The organism is Streptomyces sp. NPDC043812, assembly GCF_056436245.1.
Map to the genome: position 1 here is coordinate 203,914 of NZ_JBWKCY010000011.1, position 19,740 is coordinate 223,653.

General features: G+C 72.3%; 16 protein-coding genes. 7 read left to right on the plus strand and 9 right to left on the minus strand.

The genetic code is table 11. The annotated features are described in order from the left end of the window. Positions 1-233 precede the first annotated feature (233 nt). The 3 genes from pucD to AC067Z_RS18550 are packed head-to-tail and all read right to left on the minus strand — an operon-like array spanning position 234 to position 4,151. The gene (pucD, locus tag AC067Z_RS18540) at positions 234-2,639 is read right to left on the minus strand and encodes a xanthine dehydrogenase subunit D (protein ID WP_478790594.1); all 2,406 of its coding nucleotides are present in this window, start codon (positions 2,637-2,639) and stop codon (positions 234-236) included. 2 nt (positions 2,640-2,641) lie between these two features. Next, positions 2,642-3,259, minus strand: a complete 618-nt coding sequence (locus AC067Z_RS18545) for a (2Fe-2S)-binding protein (RefSeq protein WP_478790595.1) — start codon at positions 3,257-3,259, stop codon at positions 2,642-2,644. A gap of 1 nt (position 3,260) precedes the next feature. Continuing rightward, positions 3,261-4,151 (minus strand): FAD binding domain-containing protein, encoded by an 891-nt coding sequence (locus tag AC067Z_RS18550; protein WP_478790596.1) that lies wholly within the window; start codon positions 4,149-4,151, stop codon positions 3,261-3,263. A 293-nt stretch (positions 4,152-4,444) separates the two neighbouring features. Here AC067Z_RS18550 and AC067Z_RS18555 point away from each other — a divergent pair, with 293 nt between their 5' ends. From AC067Z_RS18555 to AC067Z_RS18570, 4 genes are all read left to right on the plus strand, one after another. Further along, the gene (locus tag AC067Z_RS18555; RefSeq protein WP_478790597.1) at positions 4,445-6,142 is read left to right on the plus strand and encodes a PucR family transcriptional regulator; all 1,698 of its coding nucleotides are present in this window, start codon (positions 4,445-4,447) and stop codon (positions 6,140-6,142) included. Positions 6,143-6,308: 166 nt separating this feature from the next. Then, positions 6,309-6,566, plus strand: coding sequence for a hypothetical protein (locus tag AC067Z_RS18560; RefSeq protein ID WP_478790598.1), 258 nt, complete (start codon positions 6,309-6,311; stop codon positions 6,564-6,566). A gap of 101 nt (positions 6,567-6,667) precedes the next feature. After that, positions 6,668-7,480, plus strand: a complete 813-nt coding sequence (locus tag AC067Z_RS18565) for a hypothetical protein (RefSeq protein WP_478790599.1) — start codon at positions 6,668-6,670, stop codon at positions 7,478-7,480. Continuing rightward, positions 7,477-7,989, plus strand: a complete 513-nt coding sequence (locus AC067Z_RS18570) for a protein-tyrosine phosphatase family protein (RefSeq protein ID WP_478790600.1) — start codon at positions 7,477-7,479, stop codon at positions 7,987-7,989. The genes AC067Z_RS18565 and AC067Z_RS18570 overlap by 4 nt, the downstream gene beginning before the upstream one ends. Positions 7,990-7,998: 9 nt before the next feature. On the opposite strand, the gene AC067Z_RS18575 is transcribed toward AC067Z_RS18570, so the two are convergent. The 3 genes from AC067Z_RS18575 to AC067Z_RS18585 form a co-directional block, all read right to left on the minus strand. Continuing rightward, positions 7,999-8,358, minus strand: a complete 360-nt coding sequence (locus AC067Z_RS18575) for a hypothetical protein (RefSeq protein WP_478790601.1) — start codon at positions 8,356-8,358, stop codon at positions 7,999-8,001. An 85-nt stretch (positions 8,359-8,443) separates the two neighbouring features. Then, positions 8,444-9,685, minus strand: coding sequence for a WD40 repeat domain-containing protein (locus AC067Z_RS18580; RefSeq protein WP_478790602.1), 1,242 nt, complete (start codon positions 9,683-9,685; stop codon positions 8,444-8,446). 11 nt (positions 9,686-9,696) lie between these two features. Next, entirely contained in the window at positions 9,697-10,461 is a 765-nt protein-coding gene (locus AC067Z_RS18585; protein ID WP_478790603.1) for a GntR family transcriptional regulator, read from the minus strand. 147 nt (positions 10,462-10,608) lie between these two features. On the opposite strand from AC067Z_RS18585, the gene AC067Z_RS18590 reads away from it, so the two are divergent. After that, a complete protein-coding gene (locus tag AC067Z_RS18590; RefSeq protein WP_478790604.1) occupies positions 10,609-11,454 on the plus strand; it encodes a (2Fe-2S)-binding protein in 846 nt (281 codons plus the stop codon). A gap of 224 nt (positions 11,455-11,678) precedes the next feature. Further along, positions 11,679-12,773, plus strand: a complete 1,095-nt coding sequence (locus tag AC067Z_RS18595) for a DUF2637 domain-containing protein (protein ID WP_478790605.1) — start codon at positions 11,679-11,681, stop codon at positions 12,771-12,773. 78 nt (positions 12,774-12,851) lie between these two features. Here the strand turns inward: AC067Z_RS18595 and AC067Z_RS18600 are convergent, their stop codons facing one another. Next, on the minus strand, positions 12,852-13,286 hold the full coding sequence (locus AC067Z_RS18600; RefSeq protein WP_478790606.1) for an ATP-binding protein: 435 nt from the start codon (positions 13,284-13,286) through the stop codon (positions 12,852-12,854). 106 nt (positions 13,287-13,392) lie between these two features. On the opposite strand from AC067Z_RS18600, the gene AC067Z_RS18605 reads away from it, so the two are divergent. Continuing rightward, on the plus strand, positions 13,393-16,488 hold the full coding sequence (locus AC067Z_RS18605) for an alpha-mannosidase (protein ID WP_478790607.1): 3,096 nt from the start codon (positions 13,393-13,395) through the stop codon (positions 16,486-16,488). A 24-nt stretch (positions 16,489-16,512) separates the two neighbouring features. On the opposite strand, the gene AC067Z_RS18610 is transcribed toward AC067Z_RS18605, so the two are convergent. Together AC067Z_RS18610 and AC067Z_RS18615 are read right to left on the minus strand one after the other, a co-directional pair. After that, positions 16,513-18,255, minus strand: coding sequence for a pyruvate dehydrogenase (locus tag AC067Z_RS18610; protein ID WP_478790608.1), 1,743 nt, complete (start codon positions 18,253-18,255; stop codon positions 16,513-16,515). A gap of 58 nt (positions 18,256-18,313) precedes the next feature. After that, positions 18,314-19,714 (minus strand): protein phosphatase 2C domain-containing protein, encoded by a 1,401-nt coding sequence (locus AC067Z_RS18615; protein WP_478790609.1) that lies wholly within the window; start codon positions 19,712-19,714, stop codon positions 18,314-18,316. Positions 19,715-19,740: the final 26 nt, after the last annotated feature.

The following is a 19,740-nucleotide window of genomic DNA, read 5'->3' on the forward strand; positions in this document are numbered from 1 at the left end:
CAGGGGCACCCGCCGAGAAAGAGTGGTGATGGCGGGATTTGGGAAACTGCTTCGGCTGCACGACCCGGGGGACGGCCCGAGACGAACTTGCTCTGCGGGGTGGTGCGGTACTGCGTGGGGGTACGGCCGCGAGCGGTGCGGCAGTGGTGTTCTCCGGGCGGCGCGGACACGTGAGGAAGGTGACGTTCCTTGGAGGCATGGCGCACACCGCCCGGAGAGTTCATGGGATCGGATCAGGTACCGGTGAGGTGTTCGGGGCGCACCGGCGTCCGGTTGAGCTCCAGCCCGGTCGCGTTCCGGATCGCCGCGAGGACGGCCGGGGTGGACGACAGGGTGGGGGCCTCGCCGATACCGCGCAGCCCGTACGGGGCGTTGTCGTCGGCGAGTTCGAGCACGTCGACCGGGATGGTCGGCGTGTCGAGGATCGTGGGGATCAGATAGTCCGTGAAGGAGGGGTTCCTGACCTTCGCGGTCTTCGGGTCGACGATGATCTCCTCCATGACCGCCACGCCCAGGCCCTGGGTGGTGCCACCCTGGATCTGGCCGATGACGGACAGCGGGTTGAGTGCCTTGCCGACGTCCTGGGCGCAGGCGAGTTCGATGACCTTCACCAGACCGAGCTCCGTGTCGACCTCGACGACGGCGCGGTGGGCGGCGAAGGAGTACTGGACGTGGCCGTTGCCCTGTCCGGTACGCAGGTCGAACGCCTCGGTCGGGCGGTGCCGCCACTCGGCCTCGATCTCGACGACCTCGTCCTCCAGCACGTCCACCAGGCCGGCGAGGACCTCGCCGCCGTCGGTGACGACCTTGCCGCCTTCGAGCAGCAGCTCGGCGGTGGCCCAGGCCGGGTGGTACGTGCCGAACTTGCGGCGGCCGATCTCGAGGACCTTCTCGCGCACCAGCTCGCAGGAGTTCTTCACCGCTCCACCGGTCACGTACGTCTGGCGGGAGGCGGAGGTGGAACCGGCCGAACCGACCTGTGTGTCGGCCGGGTTGATGGTCACCTGCGTCACACCGAGTTCGGTGCGGGCGATCTGGGCGTGGACGGTGATACCGCCCTGTCCGACCTCCGCCATCGCGGTGTGCACGGTGGCGACCGGCTCGCCGGCGATGACCTCCATGCGCACCTTGGCGGTGGAGTAGTCGTCGAAGCCCTCGGAGAAGCCGACGTTCTTGAGGCCGACCGCGTAGCCGACACCGCGGACGACGCCTTCGCCGTGGGTGGTGTTGGACAGACCGCCCGGCAGGGCGCGCACATCGGCGCCCGCGGTGGTCTCCCACTGCCGCTCGGGCGGCAGCGGGCGGGCCTTGATCCGGCGCAGCAGCTCCGCGACCGGGGCCGGCGAGTCGACGACCTGGCCGGTCGGCAGCAGCGTGCCCTGCTCCATGGCGTTGAGCTGCCGGAGCTCGACCGGGTCCATCCCGAGCTTCGCCGCCAGCTTGTCCATCTGCGCCTCGTACGCGAAGCACGCCTGGACCGCGCCGAAGCCGCGCATCGCGCCGCAGGGCGGGTTGTTGGTGTAGAGAGCGACGGCCTCGATGTCGACGTCGTCGATGACATACGGGCCGACGGCGAGGGAGGAGGCGTTGCCGACGACGGCCGGGGAGGCAGAGGCGTAGGCGCCGCCGTCCAGCACGATCCGGCACTTCATGTGCGTGATCTTGCCGTCGCGCGTGGCCCCGTGCTCGTACCAGAGCTTCGCCGGGTGGCGGTGGACGTGTCCGAAGAAGGACTCGAACCGGTTGTAGACGATCTTGACCGGCTTGCCGGTCCGCAGCGCCAGCAGGCAGGCGTGGATCTGCATCGACAGGTCCTCGCGGCCGCCGAACGCGCCGCCGACGCCGGAGAGCGTCATCCGCACCTTCTCCTCGGGCAGGCCGAGGACGGGCGCGATCTGGCGCAGGTCGGAGTGCAGCCACTGGGTGGCGACGTAGAGGTCGACGCCGCCGTCCTCGGCGGGCACGGCGAGGCCGGACTCGGGGCCGAGGAAGGCCTGGTCCTGCATGCCGAAGGTGTACTCGCCGGAGACGACGACGTCGGCGCGCCGAGCGGCCTCGTCCGCGTTGCCGCGGACGATCGGCTGGCGGTGCACGATGTTCGGGTGCGGGACGTGGCCGGCGTGGTGGTCGTCGCGGCCGGGGTGCAGCAGCGGCGCGTCGGCCGCGGTCGCGGACGCCTCGTCGGTGACGACGGGCAGCTCGCGGTACTCCACCTTGATCTTGGCGGCGGCGCGGCGCGCGGTCTCCGGGTGGTCGGCGGCGACGATGGCCACCGGTTCGCCGTGGTGGCGTACGACGCCGTTGGCGAGGACGGGGGTGTCCTGGATCTCCAGACCGTAGTTCTTGACCTCGGTCGGCAGGTCCTCGTAGGTGAGGACGGCGTAGACGCCGGCCTGCGCGAGGGCCTCGGAGGTGTCGATGGAGACGATCTCGGCGTGCGCGACCGTGGAGCGGAGGATCTGGCCCCACAGCATGTCCTCGTGCCACATGTCCGAGGAGTACGCGAACTCTCCGGTGACCTTGAGGGTGCCGTCGGGGCGGAGCGTGGACTCGCCGATGCCGCCCTTAGCCTTCGAGCCCTGGGTGACCTTGGTCGGAGTGCCGGCGGGGGCGGACGCGACCCGGGTGTGCTGCGTCATCGTCAGACCGTCGCTTCCTGGTGTCCCTGGCGGGCGGCCGCGAGGCGGACGGCGTCCAGGATCTTCTCGTAACCGGTGCAGCGGCAGAGGTTGCCGGACAGCGCCTCGCGGATGTCCTCGTCGGACGGCGAGGCGTTGCGCTCCAGCATCTCGTCGGCGGCCACCAGCAGACCGGGGGTGCAGAAGCCGCACTGGACGGCGCCCGCGTCGATGAACGCCTGCTGGATCGGCGACAGCTCGGTGCCCTCGCCGGTCTGGGAGTCAGTGGCCCTGTCACGAGGCGCAGCGCTCCACTGCTGGGCGTTCTGCAGGGACGTGCCCTTGTCGCTGCCACAGGCGCCGGTCGCGCAGCCGCCGTGCTCCTCGCGCTGCTTGGCGTAGTCGGCCAGGCCCTCGACGGTGACGACCTCGCGGTCCTGGACCTGACCGGCCGCGACCAGGCAGGAACAGACCGGCACGCCGTCCAGGCGGACCGTACAAGAGCCGCACTCGCCCTGCTCACAGGCGTTCTTCGAGCCCGGCAGACCCAGGCGCTCGCGCAGGACGTAGAGAAGGCTCTCGCCCTCCCAGACGTCGTCGGCTTCCTGGCGGCGTCCGTTGACGGTGAAATTCACGCGCATGTCATGCAGCTCCTTCAAGCGTGCGGGCGGTGCCGCGGTACTGCTCCCAGGTCCAGCCGAGCGTGCGCCGGGCCATGATGCCGACGGCGTGGCGTCGGTACTTCGCCGTGCCGCGCACGTCGTCGATCGGGTTGCAGGCGCCGGAGGCGAGCTCCGCGAACTGCTTGGCGATCGAGGGGGTGATGATGGTGCCGCTCTCCCAGAATCCGCCTTCTTCGAGCGCGGCGTTCAGGAACTCCTCGGCGGCCTTCGCGCGCACCGGGGTCGGGGCGGCGGAGCCGATGCCGGTGCGTACGGTGCGGGTCTCGGGGTGCAGTGCGAGCCCGAAGGCGCACACGGCGATGACCATGGCGTTGCGGGTCCCGACCTTGGAGTACTGCTGCGGTCCGTCCGCCTTCTTGATGTGCACGGCGCGGATGAGCTCGTCGGGGGCGAGCGCGTTGCGCTTCACACCCGTGTAGAACTCGTCGATCGGGATCATGCGACTGCCGCGCACCGACTCGGCCTCGACCTCGGCGCCCGCGGCGAGCAGCGCCGGGTGGGCGTCGCCGGCCGGGGAAGCGGTGCCGAGGTTGCCGCCGACGCCGCCGCGGTTGCGGATCTGCGGGGAGGCGACGGTGTGCGAGGCGAGCGCCAGTCCGGGCAGCTCTTCGCGCAGGTTCTCCATGATCGCGGTGTACGGGACGGAGGCACCCAGCCGGACGCTCTCGCCGCCGACCTCCCACTCGGTCAGGTCACCGATGCGGTTCAGGTCCAGGAGGTACTCCGGCCGACGGTGGTCGAAGTTGATCTCGACCATCACGTCGGTGCCCCCCGCGATGGGGACAGCGGTGGGGTGCTCGGCCTTGGCGGCGAGCGCCTCCTCCCAGCTGGCGGGGCGAAGGAAGTCCATGAGTGGCTCTCTTCTTCTTGATCGTTCTTGATCGGGGTCCGTCGCAACGGGCCCGGGACGGCCGGCCCTCGACTGGTTGTTCATGTGCAGTTCACGCGATGTGGTCCAGTACACAAGGCGTGATCGGTGGGGTGCAGTCACCGAAAACATGAAGGAGTTGGCTGGCCGCCTCCCTCGTCTTGTAGATTCGAACGAAAGGCGGAGATCAGCAACCTCACCGTTTCCCCCCGGAAACCCTGGCCACAGGTCCCCGCCCCGTACCGGCAACAACGAGACAGATCGGCGGCGACGAGATGCGGCTGCGCGCACTGCTGGAGACCGATGCGCTGGGGCTGCGGCTGCTCGGCGGCGAGGACGAGCTCGACCGTGGTGTCCGTGGCGTGATGACCACCGACCTCAAGGACCCCAGCCGATACCTCTCGGGCGGCGAACTGGTGCTGACCGGCCTCGCGTGGCGGCGCGGCCCCGAGGACTCGGAACCGTTCGTTCGGATCCTCGCGAGCGCCCAGGTCGCGGGTCTGGCCGCGGGCGAGGCGGAACTCGGCGACGTTCCGGACGATCTCGTCGAGGCGTGTTTGCGCCACCGGCTGCCACTGTTCGCAGTGAACGAGTCCGTTGCATTCGCAACGATCACAGAGTACGTCGTACGCCAGGTCTCCGGGGAACGTGCCGGGGATCTTGCAGCAGTCGTCGACAGGCACAGAAGGCTGATGACGTCGGGCCCGGCAGGCGGCGGCCCCGACGCGGTCCTGGACCTTCTCGGTTCCGACCTCGACCTCCGGGCCTGGGTCCTGTCACCCACCGGCCGGCAGATCGCGGGGGTCGGCGACGGGCTGGCCCCCGAGACGGGCGCCGCCCTGGCGGGCGAGCACCTGGCCGCGGTCCGCACCGGGCGCCGGGCACCGCACCGGGCGCTGGTCGGGGGCACGACGTACTCCCTCTTCCCGATCCGTAACACCGGGCGCGGTGCGGCACCGGCGTCGCGGGACGTGCGCGAGAGCGTCCTGTCGGACTGGCTGCTCGCCGTCGAGGCCGACGCCGGGGACTGGCCGGCCGCCCGGCTCGACCTGCTGCAGGGCGTCACCCAGCTGATCGCCGTCGAGCGGGACCGGCGCGAGGCGGCCCGCACGGTACGGCGCAGGCTCGCGCAGGAGGTCCTGGAGCTGGTTCAGACGGGCGCGGCCCCCGCGGAGATCGCGGCCCGCCTGCGGGTCGCGGCGCCGGTGCTGCTGCCGGGACTGGGGACCGCGCCGCACTGGCAGGTCGTCGTCGCGCGCGTGGACTGGGGCACGGACACCGACGTCGACACCGGTCCGGTCGCCCAGTCCCTCCTGGAGGAGATCCTGGTCGACCCGTCGTCCGCGGGCCCCGACTCGACGGACCGGATCGCGGTGGCCCACGCCGCCGACGAGGCGATCGCACTGGTGCCGCTGCCGGCGGTGGGACTCGGCGGGCTCGGCGGCCCGGACGACGAGGCCACCCCCTCGGTGGACGCGGGTCTGCACGCCGACGTCCTGCTGGAGTCCGTCCGCACCCCGTTGTCGGCGGGCCTCGCCGACGACGGCCGCGTCACGCTGGGCGTCAGCGCGGCCGTGCACTCGGCGGAGGGGCTGCGCGGCGCGCTGGAGGAAGCACGCCACGCACGCCGTGTCGCGGCGGCGCGCCCGGGCAGGGTGTGCGCGGCGGGGCACCACGAACTGGCCTCGCACGTGCTGCTGCTGCCGTTCGTGCCGGACGACGTGCGCCGCGCGTTCACCGCGCGGCTGCTCGACCCGCTGCGGGACTACGACCGCCGCCACCGCGCGGAGTTGATCCCCACGCTGGAGGCGTTCCTGGACTGCGACGGCTCCTGGACGCGCTGCGCGACGCGCCTGCATCTGCATGTGAACACGCTGCGGTACCGGGTGGGGCGGATCGAACAACTGACGGGCCGGGACCTGTCGCGCCTGGAGGACAAGCTGGACTTCTTCCTGGCCCTGCGGATGAGCTGAGACAGGGTGGGGGCGGCCGGTCCTGGGCATGGCCCGGTCCGTGAGTGTGGCGTGGGGCCACCCCAAGACCGGCCTCGCCCGACGCCTCCCCCGGTCCTGATCGCCACGGACTCCGGCGTGCCGGGAATCGGTGCCCGGGTGCGCCGCCCAGGTGCCTCTGCCCGCCATGGACGGTGTGCCCCGGCCGGACGGCCCTGCCTGGGACGGGGTGCAGCGCCGGGCGACCGCCGCGTCACCCGGATCGCCTCTCGTGGCGATCACCCGTGGGGTGCATGGCGAGATCCAACTGGTTGACGCCGACGCGGCGGCCCGCCCGTACACTCCGTCGACGACCCTCACCCTCTCGACACCGCCCAACGACGGGGGTCATCTCGCCCTGGTCGCACCGCAGGACGGCAGGCACGGCGACCCGGTCGGCAGCTGAAAGATTGTGAATCAATTCACTCGACCTCTTGGCCGGGCGTGCCGATCCGTGCTGAGATGCCGTCTGACTCAACAGCTCAATGGCGTGCTCGGGGAGGGCAAGTGGCGCATACCGCCATGTCTGGTTCCGGAACCACAGCAGGTGACGATCCACTCCAGACCGCGGTATGGCGGCTGCGTTCGCGCGGCTGTTGGACCGACGCGGCAGCCCTGCTGGCGGCCCGTTCCGGGGAACCGGCCGCGGCGCTGGAGAGGGCCGGACTGCTCGTGGAGCGCTGCCTGTTCACCTGCGACGGCTGGGCCGAGGCCGAGGACGCCCTGCGCACCGCGGAAGCGGTGGCCGGGGACGACGAGGAGCGCGGCGGGGCCGCGAGCGAACGCGGACGGCTGGCGTACGCCGCGACCAGGCTCGGGGTACGGGACCGTGCCGACGAGGCCCGTTCGGCGCTCGGCCGGGCGGCGGCGCTGCTCGCGCCCTCCTCACCCCGGCGTCCGCTGCTGGACTTCCGGCGCGGACTGGTCGCCGAGCACATCGCCGATTCACCGCAGGCGGCGCGCGCCGCGTACGAGCGCGCCCATGCGGGAGCCATCACCCACGGCGATCCGCTGCTGCAGTCCTTCACCTGGCAGCAGCTGGCCGGGATCGCCCTGCGCGAGGGCGAGTTGGTGCAGGCACGGCACGGCTTCGCGGAGTGTCTGCGCATCCGTGAGGAGCTGGGCTATCTGATCGGGACCGCGCCCGCACTCGCCGGGCTCGCCGACTGCGAGACCGAGCCGGAGGCGGGCCGGCTGCGGGCCGAGGCGCGCCGGCTGTTCCGCCTGCTGGGCGGGGTGCCGGTCTGGCTGAGCGCCCAACTGTCGCCCGTGGTGCCGCCGCAGACGGCCGCCGTCCGGCCCGAGCCCGCACCGCAGTGAGAACCCGCCGCAGGGAAGGCGACGTTCCGGAGCCCCGGTCCCGCTGGGACGAGATCACGACGGGCCTGTGGATGGGCGGCCATGTCTGGTCGGACGGGCAGCGGCCGCATCAGGACGTGGTCGTGGGCCGCGAGTTCGACCTGGTGGTCAGCCTGTGGACACGCGAGGGCCACGGCCCGGCCTCCGGGGTCGAGCACCATGTGGTGCCCATTCCCGACGACTGGCTGACCTCCGCCGAGATCGACAGCGTCCGCCGTGTCGCGGAGGTGGCCGCCGATGCCGTACGGGCGGGCCGCAAGATCCTGGTGCGGTGCTACTCGGGCTACAACCGGTCCGGCCTGGTCGTCGCGCAGGCCCTCGTGGAACTCGGCCACGACAGCGAGGGAGCCATCGACCGGGTCAGGCAGCGGCGTTCGTCGTGGGCCCTGCACAACGTCGCGTTCGAGCAGTACCTGCTGACCGGTCTCGATGTCGCGTCCCTGCTGTCCGGTCTGGAGCCGCCGCCGTGACCGTGTCCGTCACCCGAGCCAGGGCAGCGCGCGGACGGGGTTGAGGAGCAGCAGGACCGCGCCGATCGCGACCGCGATCCACACAACCGTCCACACCCGGCTGCGCCGTCGCCGCGCCTGCGACGAGGCCGGCCAGGTGCGCCACCCGTCGGGCTGCGCCTGCACCCGTCGCCCCCGGCGTGTCAGACGCCGCGCCCGCCCCTGCTGCCGCGCGGCCTCCTCGTCCGCGCGCCGCAGCCGCTCGGCCACCATCCGCGCCCGCGCGGACGGCTCCTTGGGAGCACGGAGCCGCGCGGGCCCCTCGCTCTCGAGCTGGAATCGCTCCCATTCCTCGTCGGGTATGGACGACTCCGGTGAATCCGCGGTCATGACCGCCCCCCTCGCTGTTCGACAGCACGGCGGGACAGGTTAATGCAGCCTTGGCCATGGCGTCGCAGCGGGTGCAGTGCCCAACTCACCGCGGGCGTAGGCAGACCAGGGATTCGTCGGTGGCGACGACGAGCCGTCCGTCCGGTGCGATCGCGACGGCGCGGACGGCGGGACCGGGACGCAGCGGCAGCACCTCGCCCGTGCCGGGGTGGTGCAGTTCGGTCAACCCGTCCGACCAGGCGACGGCGACGGCCGGGCCGCGCGGTGTGTCGGCGGCATGCAGGGCGACGACGGGGAACGGGCGCCGGGCGAACGGCTCACCGGGCGGGGTGCGGCCGACGGCCCAGCTGCACACCGTGCCGTCGGCGCCGCCGCTGTGAACCAGCGGGGCGGGTGACGAGGTGGCCGCCAGGGCTGTGATCCGGCCGGAGTGCGGGGCGGCCTGGTGCAGTCCACCGGGGCCGAACGCGTGCACGGAACCCATACGGTCGCCGACGAGGACCGCGCCGCCCGCGGTGGCCAGCGCCGTGCCGGGGTGGGCGGCGAGTGTGGCCGTCACGGCCTCGGTCAGAGCGGTGGCGGACCCGCGGGTGTGCAGGCGGCCGCGTTCGTCGAGCAGCAGCAGGGTGCGGTCGCCCAGCGCGGCCATCGCCTTCACCCGCACGGGAGTCGGCGGGTGCAGCAGCTGCCGGGACTCCGGCTCGTGGACGGCGCCGGTCCGGTCGGCCATCAGGAGCCTGCCACCGGAAACGGTCAGTGCGGCGACCGGGGCAGACCCGTCCGGTGACCTGCCGCCCGCTGCGCCGGCCGTCTCTCGTGACCACTCCACCGTCCAGCGCGCCGGGGCGGCGAGTGCCACGAGGGCGGCGCGCGTCTCCCGGTCCGCGGCCGCGGGCAGGGCGGCCAGCAGGAGGAGGGCACGCTCGCCGGGGTCGGGTTCCCGGATGAGGGCCTGGCCCGCGCGCAGCCAGGCGGTACGCAGTCCGCCGTGGATGCCGCCGTCGGCCTCGTAGGCGGCCGTGACGAGGAGCGGGGCGGCGGCGCACACCGCGGCAGGGTCGTCCAGGTCCACCGGGTCGGCGGACGGTGCCTCCAAGTCGCCCTGCGGGGCGTCCCCGGGATCGTCCCCGGCCGCCTCGACGACGACCTGGACATGGCCGAACTCCCGCAGGATGCGCACGAGTTCGCCGATGTGCTCCGGGTTCTGACCGGGCAGACCCAGCCGCAGGGTGCGCGGGGCGGTGGACAGGAGGGCCGACTGGAGTTCCGCGGGCGTGCCGGCCACCACACCGAGCTGGTTGGCCACCGCCCATACCGTGCCGCGCAAGCCTGCTCCCGTCAGACGTCCGAGCCGGTGAAGTGTTCCCGCACCAGGGACCGCACGACGGTCAGGTCCTGGGCGATCAATGCCTCGAGCAGGGCCGTGTGTTCGGCGGCGTCCGCGACGAGGTCGGCCCGGCGCGTGGCGGGCGCGTCGGTGAGGGGCCACTGGGAGCGGCGGTGCAGGTCGTCGGCGACCGCGAGGAGCTGCTGGTTGCCGGCGAGGGCGAGGACGGCGTGGTGGAAGGCGCGGTCGGTGTCGGCGTAGCTCGCGCGGTCGCCGGTGGCGGCCGCGGCGGCCGTCGCCTCCGCGAGGGGACGCAGCGCGGCCCAGCGGGCCGCGGGGACCGTGCGGGCGAGCCGGAGCATGACCGGCACCTCGATGAGTGCGCGGACCTCGGCCAGCTCCGCCAGTTCGCGGGCGCTGCGCACACAGACCCGGAATCCGCGGTTGGGGGCGACCTCGACGGCGCCCTCGATCGCGAGCTGCTGCATCGCCTCGCGCACCGGGGTGGCGGAGACGCCGAAGCGGTCGCCGAGCACGGGCGCGGAGTACACCTCGCCGGGTACGAGGTCGCCGTCGACGAGCGCCGTGCGCAGGGCCTCGAGGATCTGGGTGCGCACGGAGTGGCGCTGGACGGGGCGCGGTGCGGGGGCAGGCGGCTCGCTGTGGGTGTGCTCGCCGCGGACCTGTTCCGGGACCCGCGGGGCGCCCGGGACCGGGGCTGCCGCGGGTGCGGGCGGGTACGGCTGCGCGGCTTCGCGCGCTGCGCCCTGCTCCACTCGGGTCCTCCTCGCCGGTACGTGGCCCGGCTGGCATGCGCGAGGCCCTGTGTGCACGATAGGCGGGCGAGGCTGCAGTTCAAACATCGATCAGGTCGGGTAAGGTAAGGCTAACCTGCTAACGATCGTGATTCGGTGGTTCCCGGCATGACCGTTCCCACCCTGATGTCCGGCCTCGCCTCTCCCGTCGCCGATGCCTACGCACGCCTCGCCGAGGTGTTCCCCGGGCTGCGCGTCACGGAGCTGCGCGACGGCGAACCGGCGCCGTCCGGTGCGGGCTGGGTCCGGGCGAGTGATCTTGCCGACGGCGGGCCGGGCCTCGACTCATTCCTGGCCTGGGACAACGCCCAGGTGCTGCGCGACTACGGTCAACAGGCACGCCCCGATGTCGTCGCCAGCTTCGGACTGCACCGCTACGCCTGGCCTGCCTGTCTGCTGATCACCGTCCCCTGGTTCCTGCACCGCCGGGTGCCGCGGGTGCCCGTCGAGGGCGTGGCCTTCCAGCGCGCGCTGGGGCGGATGTCGGTGCGGGTGACCTCGTTCGCCTGCCTGCCGGGCGACCCGGCCGCAGGTCTTCCCGGAGCGCGCGTCGTCCCGGACGAGGAGGCGTTGCGCGAGGAGGTCCGCGCGGCGGTCGCCGAGCACGTCGAACCGGTCCTGGGCGGCTTCCGCCCCCGGATGCGCCGCGGCTCGCGCGCGCTGTGGGGGATGGCGACGGACGAGGTCGTCGAGGGCCTGTGGTACATCGCACACCTTCTCGGCGAGGAGCGCCGGGCGGTCGAGCAGCTGGAGCAGCTGCTGCCGGGGACGACCGGACCGTACGTGGGCACCGCCGGGTTCCGGGAGCTGACCGGGCCGGACGGCGAGACGCTGCCGACCCGCGACCGGGCGAGCTGCTGCCTGTTCTACACATTGCGCCCCGAGGACACCTGCGTGACCTGTCCGCGCACGTGCGACGCGGACCGCGTGGAACGGCTGCGGCAGAGCGCCTGACTCCGGGCCGCGCATCACCCTCGCTCCACGAATCCACGCCCCTCTTTCGAGTGGCTTCCCGTCGAACACAACTCCAGCTGCCCATAAGACAGTTCGATCAGATCACACCTATCCGTGCGCGGAACCGCCCCGTTGGCGTGCTCTTGCGCCGAAAGCCCTTGGACGCGCCGCAGCGTCGGCCACTATGGCGGCCGTTACGCCTACCGCGATGCAAGGGACACCGCATGAGACTGACCGACATATCGCTGGACTGGCTGCTCCCCGTCGGCGTGATGCTCCTGGGAGTCCTGGCGGCGATTGCGGTGCTCACGCGCGGCAAACGCGCCGGAATCGCCGGGGGCAAGGCCGCGGCCGACGACTCCTGGGAACGCAGCGAGGAACGCCGCAGACGGAAGGAAGCCGTCTACGGCACCGCTTCCTACGTCCTGCTGTTCTGCTGTGCCGCGGTGGCCGCCGCACTCTCGTTCCACGGCCTCGTGGGCTTCGGACGGCAGAACCTCAACCTCTCCGGCGGCTGGGAGTACCTTGTCCCGTTCGGGCTGGACGGGGCGGCCATGTTCTGTTCCGTCCTCGCCGTGCGCGAGGCGAGCCACGGTGACGCCGCGCTCGGCTCGCGGCTGCTCGTGTGGACGTTCGCCGGGGCTGCGGCCTGGTTCAACTGGGTGCACGCACCGCGCGGGATGGGTCACGCGGGCGCCCCGCAGTTCTTCGCGGGCATGTCCCTGTCCGCCGCCGTCCTGTTCGACCGCGCGCTGAAGCAGACCCGGCGGGCCGCACTGCGCGAACAGGGCCTGGTGCCGCGTCCGTTGCCGCAGATCCGGGTCGTCCGGTGGCTGCGGGCGCCCCGCGAGACGTTCGCCGCCTGGTCGCTGATGCTCCTCGAAGGTGTGCGCACCCTCGACGAGGCGGTCGACGAGGTGCGCGAGGACCGGCGGGAGAGGGAGCAGAACCGGCTGAACCGTCGGGGCCGCGAAAAGCTGGAGCGGGCCAGGATCCGGGCGTACAACCGGCAGCACCGGGCCTGGGGGCTGGGGCGGGCCGGTCGTCCGGCGGAACTCCCCGCCCTCGCCCCGGCCGGCCAGCAGGGACAGGCTCCGCCCGCGGGATCCGTGGTGGAGCCCGCGGGATCCGTAGTGGAGCCCGTCATAGCGGAGCACGGACAGCTGCCCGTGCGCGCCCGGCCCTCCCTGCAGGCGGTCAAGGCGAAGGGGCCCGAACCCGTCACCGTGGACCTCACGGCGGAGGACGACACCCAGGCCCTGCCGCGTCTCGACTCGCTGGAGCGGAAACTCAAGGATCTGGAGCAGCAGTTCGGCTGATGTGCAGTCTGTGGCAGGGGTGGCAGGGCGCGGAGGACCGCGGCTCGGGCCGCCCCTGCGTGCAGCTCGGGCCAGCGGTCAGGCCGCCCCTGCGTACAGCTCGAACCAGACCACCTTGCCCACCCCCTGAGCCGTACGCACGCCCCATGCGTCCGCCAGGGTCTCCACCAGGACCAGTCCCCTGCCGCTCGTGCCGAGGTCGACGGGCGCGGTGTCGGTCACGGGCAGTCCTGCCATGAAGTCCCGGACCTCCACGTGCAGGCGCGAGTCCTCGACGGTGGCCGTGACCACCGCTCCCCGGTCGGTGTGGATCAGCGCATTGGTCACCAGTTCGCTGGCCAGCAGCTCGGCGACGTGCGCCGCGTCCGCCGGGGTGGCCGCATCGGACTCGGGCCACTTCACCAGCAGGTCGCGTAACGCATGCCGTACTTCGGGCACAGCGGTCAGATCACCGCTGCCGAGTCTGCGGTGCAGCCTGCCGCGCACACCCGGGCCCCCGTGACGTCCAGTCATCATCCCCCACCCACACGTCGGAACGAGTTCATGCTTCGTAAGCGTTCTCGGGATGCATGCCCCACGCGGGGAACACCACTCATGGGATTCGCCGAGAGGAATCGTGATGCATGACGACCGCACTTTGGTGGAAGGGCGCCTCGAGCGCGCCCTGCGCCAGTTCATCCGTCCCGCGCAGTACGGGGAGCGGACACCGCTCGCGCTCGGGGTGTGGCACGCCCCGGGCGAGCCGGTTCCCGTCGCCGAGGCGCTGAAGGGCGCCTACGAGCCGTTCGAAGCAGGCACCGAGTGGGGTGCGCCCTGGTCCACCAGCTGGTTCCGGCTGGAGGGCACCGTGCCGCCCGCGTGGGCGGGCCGCCGGGTCGAGGCGGTCGTCGACCCGGGTTTCACCGGCGAGGGCCCCGGTTTCCAGGCCGAGGGGCTGGTGTACGACGCGGCGGGCGTGCCGATCAAGGGCATCCATCCACGCAATCGGCACATCCCCGTCGCGGCCCCGGCGTCGGGCGGCGAGCAGGTCGGTCTGCTGCTGGAGGCCGCGGCCAATCCGGCCGTGCTCCACGACTTCGCCCCGACCCTGCTCGGAGACGTGCTGACCGCGGGCGACCGGCCCCTGTACCGCTTCGCCTCGGCGGATCTGGCCGTCCTGGACGAGGAGGTGTGGCACCTCGTACTGGACATCGAGGTGCTGTCGGAGCTGATGCGCGAGCTGCCCGTGGACCGCTCACGACGCCACGAGATCCTGCGAGCCCTGGAGACCATGCTCGACACGCTCGATCTGCACGATGTCGCGGGGACGGCGGCCGCGGCCCGTGCCGAGCTCGCCGAGGCACTGTCCAGCCCCGCGACGCCCAGCGCCCACCGGATCTCCGCGGCCGGACACGCCCATATCGACTCGGCGTGGCTGTGGCCGCTGCGCGAGACGGTGCGCAAGGCCGCCCGGACCTTCGCCAACGTGACGGCGCTGGCGGCCGACTATCCCGAGCTCGTGTTCGCCTGCTCGCAGGCCCAGCAGTACGCCTGGGTGAAGGAGCACCAGCCGCACATCTGGGAGCGCATCAAGAAAGCGGTCCGCGAGGGCAATTGGTCTCCGGTCGGCTCGATGTGGGTGGAGTCGGACGCCAACATGCCCGGAGGCGAGGCGCTGGCCCGCCAGATCGTGCACGGGAAGCGCTTCTTCGCCGCGGAGCTGGGCGTGGAGACCAAGGAGATCTGGCTGCCCGACTCCTTCGGCTACACCGCGGCCTTTCCGCAGCTGGCGAAGCTCGCGGGGGTGAAGTGGTTCCTGACGCAGAAGCTGTCGTGGAACCAGACCAACAGGATGCCCCACCACACCTTCTGGTGGGAGGGCATCGACGGCACCCGGGTCTTCACGCACTTCCCGCCCGTGGACACGTACAACTCCCAGCTGCACGGCGCCGAACTGGCCCACGCCGAGCGGAATTTCGCCGACAAGGGCCGGGCGACGCGCTCCCTGGTGCCGTTCGGGTGGGGCGACGGCGGCGGTGGTCCGACGCGCGAGATGCTGGAGAAGGCCCGCCGGCTCCGCGATCTGGAGGGATCGCCACGGGTCACGGTGGAGCGGCCGTCGGCGTTCTTCGCCGCGGCGGAGCGGGAGTACGGACCGGCCGCGCCGGTCTGGTCCGGCGAGCTGTATCTGGAGCTGCACCGGGCGACGTACACCACCCAGGCCAAGACCAAGCAGGGCAACCGCCGCAGCGAACACCTGTTGCGGGAGGCCGAGCTGTGGGCGACGGCCGCCACCCTGCATGTCCCGTCGTACGCCTATCCCTACGACACGCTGGACCGGATCTGGAAGACGGTGCTGCTGCACCAGTTCCACGACATTCTGCCGGGCTCGTCCATCGCCTGGGTGCACCGTGAAGCGCGGGACACCTTCGAGATGGTGCGGGCCGAGCTGGAGGAGATCGTCGCCGGGGCGGTCGCGGCGCTCGGCGGCGGCGCCGGGGCGGCGCCGGCGGCGCTCAACGCGTCGCCGTACGCCCGCGTGGAGCCGGTCGCGTTCGAAGCGGACCAGGTCCCGGACGGGGTGACGGCACAGGCGCTGGCCGACGGCCGTGTGCTCGCCACCGTCGAGGCGGCTGCCCACGCCCCGGGTGTGTGCGGCGACTTCGGGCAGGCACCCGTGCGAGCCGTCGCGGACGCCGGGAGCATCACGTTGGAGAACGGATGGGTCAGGGTCGTCGTCGACGGCGACGGACTGCTCTCGTCGGTGTACGACCTCACCGACCGTCGCGAGGTCCTGGCGCCCGGCAGCCGAGGCAATCTTCTCCAGCTCCACCCCGACCATCCCAATCAGTGGGACGCGTGGGACATCGACCAGCATTATCGTCGCAAGCACACGGACCTGACGGCCGTCGAGTCCGTCGAGGTGGTGGAGGAGGGGCCGCTGCGTGCCGCGGTCCGCGTCGTCCGCGCCTTCGGCGGCTCCCGGATCACCCAGGAGATCCGCCTGGCGCAGGGCCGTCGCATCGACTTCGTCACCGACGTCGACTGGCAGGAGTCGGAGAAGGTCCTCAAGGCGGCGTTCCCGCTGGACGTCCATGCCGAACGGTCCACGGCGGAGATCCAGTTCGGCCACGTCCACCGCGCCACGCACGACAACACGGGCTGGGACGCGGCCAGGTTCGAGATCTGTGCCCACCGCTGGCTGAGGGTCGCCGAGCCGGCGTACGGCGTCGCGGTGCTCAACGACTCCATGTACGGCCACGACGTGACCCGGGCGCCGCACGATTCGGGTCTCGGTACGACTGTGCGGCTGACACTGCTGCGCGCCCCGCACAGCCCGGACCCGGAGGCCGATCTCGGCACGCACCGCTTCACGTATGCGCTGCTGCCCGGCGGGACGCTGGCGGACACGGTGCGGGACGGTCTGGCGCTGAACCTGCCGCTGCGCACGGCTACGGTTCCGCCGGCCGTCCCGCTGGTGCAGATCCCGCACCCCTCGGTCACCGTCGAATCGGTCAAGCTCGCCGAGGACCGCAGCGGCGATGTGATCGTGCGGCTGTACGAATCGGGCGGCGGCCGCGCCGAGTCGACCGTGCAGGTCGGGTTCCCCGTCGTGCGGGCCCAGGTCACCGACCTGCTGGAGCGGCCTCTGCACGACGCGGAGACCGGCGAGCAGGGGCTGACCCTGCGGCTTCGACCGTTCCAGATCCTGACCCTGCGGCTGACACCGGCGTGACGCCCCGTGCCGGGGCCCCGCGGGTCAGGGCCTCGGCACGTTCCGCAGGTTGGAGCGGGCCATCTGCAGCATCCGGCCGACCCCGCCGTCCAGCACGATCTTGCCGGCGGACAGGGCGAAGCCGGTCACCATGTCGGCGCTGATCCTCGGCGGGATGGACAGCGCGTTCGGGTCGGTGACGACGTCGACCAGGGCCGGCCCCTTGTGCTTGAAGGCGTCCTTGAGCGCGCCCACGAGCTGCTTGGGCTTCTCCACCCGTACACCGAAGGCGCCCGCTGCCCGGGCGACGGCCGCGAAATCGGGGTTGCGGTAGGTGGTACCGAACGAGGGCAGCCCGGCGACCAGCATCTCCAGCTCGACCATGGACAGCGCGGAGTTGTTGAACAGCACGATCTTCACCGGCAGGTCGTACTGGACCAGGGTCAGAAAGTCCCCCATCAGCATGGAGAACCCGCCGTCTCCCGACATGGACACGACCTGTCGGCCGCGGTCGATGAACTGCGCGCCGATCGCCTGCGGCAGCGCGTTGGCCATCGAGCCGTGGCTGAACGAACCGATGATGCGCCGTCGGCCGTTGGGCGAGATGTAGCGGGCCGCCCATACGTTGCACATGCCGGTGTCGACGGTGAACACGGCGTCGTCGTCGGCGAGTTCGTCGAGGACGGACGCCACGTACTCGGGGTGGATCGGAACGTGCTTCTCCACCTTGCGGGTGTACGCCTTGACCACGCCCTCCAGCGCGTCGGCGTGCTTCTTCAGCATCTTGTCGAGGAAGCGGCGGTTGGTCTTGGCCCTGACCCGCGGGATCAGACAGCGCAGCGTCTCGCGCACGTCGCCCCATACGGCGAGGTCGAGCTTGCAACGGCGGCCGAGGTGCTCGGGGCGGACATCGACCTGAGCGATCTTCACGTCGTCGGGCAGGAACGCGTAGTAGGGGAAGTCCGTGCCGAGGAGGATCAGCAGATCGCACTCGTGGGTGGCCTCGTACGCCGCGCCGTAGCCGAGCAGCCCGCTCATACCGACGTCGTAGGGATTGTCGTACTGAATCCACTCCTTGCCACGGAGCGCATGTCCGACGGGTGACTTGATGCGCTCCGCGAACTGCATCACCTCGGCGTGTGCGCCGGCCGTGCCGCTGCCGCAGAAGAGGGTCACCCGTTCCGCCTCGTCGATCATGGCGACGAGTTTGTCCAGCTCGGTGTCCCCCGGGCGGACGGTGGGGCGGGTGGTGACGAGCGCGTGCTCGATGGTCCTCTCGGGAGCGGACCGGTCGGCGATGTCGCCCGGCAGCGAGACCACGCTGACACCGCTGCGGCCGATGGCGTGCTGGATCGCGGTCTGCAGGAGGCGGGGCATCTGCTGCGGGCTGGAGATCAGCTCGCAGTAGTGGCTGCACTCCCGGAAGAGCTGGTCGGGGTGCGTCTCCTGGAAGAAGCCGAGCCCGATCTCGCCGGAGGGGATGTGGGAGGCGAGGGCGAGCACCGGCGCCATGGAGCGGTGCGCGTCGTAGAGGCCGTTGATCAGGTGGAGGTTGCCGGGGCCGCAGGATCCGGCGCAGGCGGCGAGACGGCCCGTGATCTGTGCCTCGGCGCCGGCCGCGAAGGCAGCGGTTTCCTCGTGCCTGACCTGGATCCAGTCGATGCCGGGGGTACGGCGGATGGCGTCGACGACGGGGTTGAGACTGTCGCCGACGACGCCGTACAGCCGCTGGACCCCGGCACGGACCAGGATGTCGACGAACTGCTCCGCCACGTTCTGCTTGGCCATGGGATGCGCGCCCCTTTCCGGGTGGACCTCGCTCCCCATGAACCCATGGCCCGGCGGGCTACGCCTCCCGGACGGCGACCGCCGTCCGGTCGTCGGCGTACCCCTTCACGCGCAGCTGGACGTCGGCGAGGAACTGCGTCATGCCCGGCGGCTCGGGGCCGTTCCACCGTGCGGCCAGCTCGTCGGCGAGGGCGGCCTCGCCGCGCAGCGGTTCGGCGAGGCCGTTGCTGCACAGCAGCAGGGTGTCGCCCGGACGGGCGACGGAGGCGCGGAAGCGGAAGGGTTCGGCGGGTGGTGGGGGCGGGGCTTCGATGTACGGCGACGGAGGCGTGGCGATGTTCAGGTCCATGGTGAGCCGGTCGCCGTCGGGGCCGGCCTCGGGCGGCGAGGACCCGTATCCGACGACAGGCGGGCCGGGCTCGGCGGCGGGCTTGTCGACCAGGGGCTCGAGGTCCTGCCAGGCGCCGTCACGCAGCCGGAACAGTCCGCCGCCGCCGACTCCGAAGAAGACCCGGGTGCGGCAGTCGGGGTCGGCGGACAGCAGGAGACAGCGGAAGCCGGCGGTGTACTCCTCCGGTTCGAGTCCGCGCTCGGCGGCACGGGCGCGCAGCTTGCCGAGGCTGCGGTCGACGAGCCGGTGCAGACCGGACTTGAGGTCGCCGCGGCGTCCGGCCCTTATGTCCTCGCAGAGGCGGGCGTGGCTGCGGCCGACGGCAGCGCCGATCCAGTGGCAGGCGTCTGCGGCGGCGAGGTGGGCGTTCTCGGAGTGCCTGCTGCCGCCGGCGACGGCGACGAGCACAAGGGCTTCGGCCCCTGCGCCGAACCTGGCGGTGAGGAGGGCGTCGCGCCGGGGCTCGCCCCGGAAGCGGGCGGAGTCACCTCTGACGGACGCGGCCCTGAGGGTGTACGTCCCGTACCGGGCGCCGTCGAGGACGGTGTCGGCGACGAGGTGGTGCAGCTCGGCGGCCTGCGCGGCGGGCAGGGCGGTGGGCTCGGGGTCATAGGTGGGCGGCCCGCCACCGACGACCTGGACGGCCGGCCGCGGGTCCGCGCCGGGCGCGGTGGTGGAGGCTGGGGCGGGCGGGTCGGCGCCGGCCCTCGGGTCGCGCGCCGGGCCCCGGCGGTCGTCGGGGACCCCTCCTGGCTGTGCGGTTGCCTTGTCCGCGCCGCGGCGCCCGCCACTGGTCGGCCGCCCACCGCCGTCACGGGGCGGGGGCACGGGAGGTAAGGGCACGCCGACGCCGTCGGGAGCCTGCGGATCCCGGCCGGCCGGCGACGGCGCTCGGTCCCACCACGCCCTCGGGCGGGACACCGTGCCCGACGCGGAGTCGAAGCGGTCGTCGAGTGTGTCGCCCGTCGGCTCGGACGCGCCCGTGTCCGCGGCGGAGTCGTCATAGAGCTTGTTCCACCAGTCGTCCTCGCCGGCCGGCCGGGACGGCCTCTCCCCCTGCTCGCTCATGCCCTTATTGTCCACCGCGAGGGGCG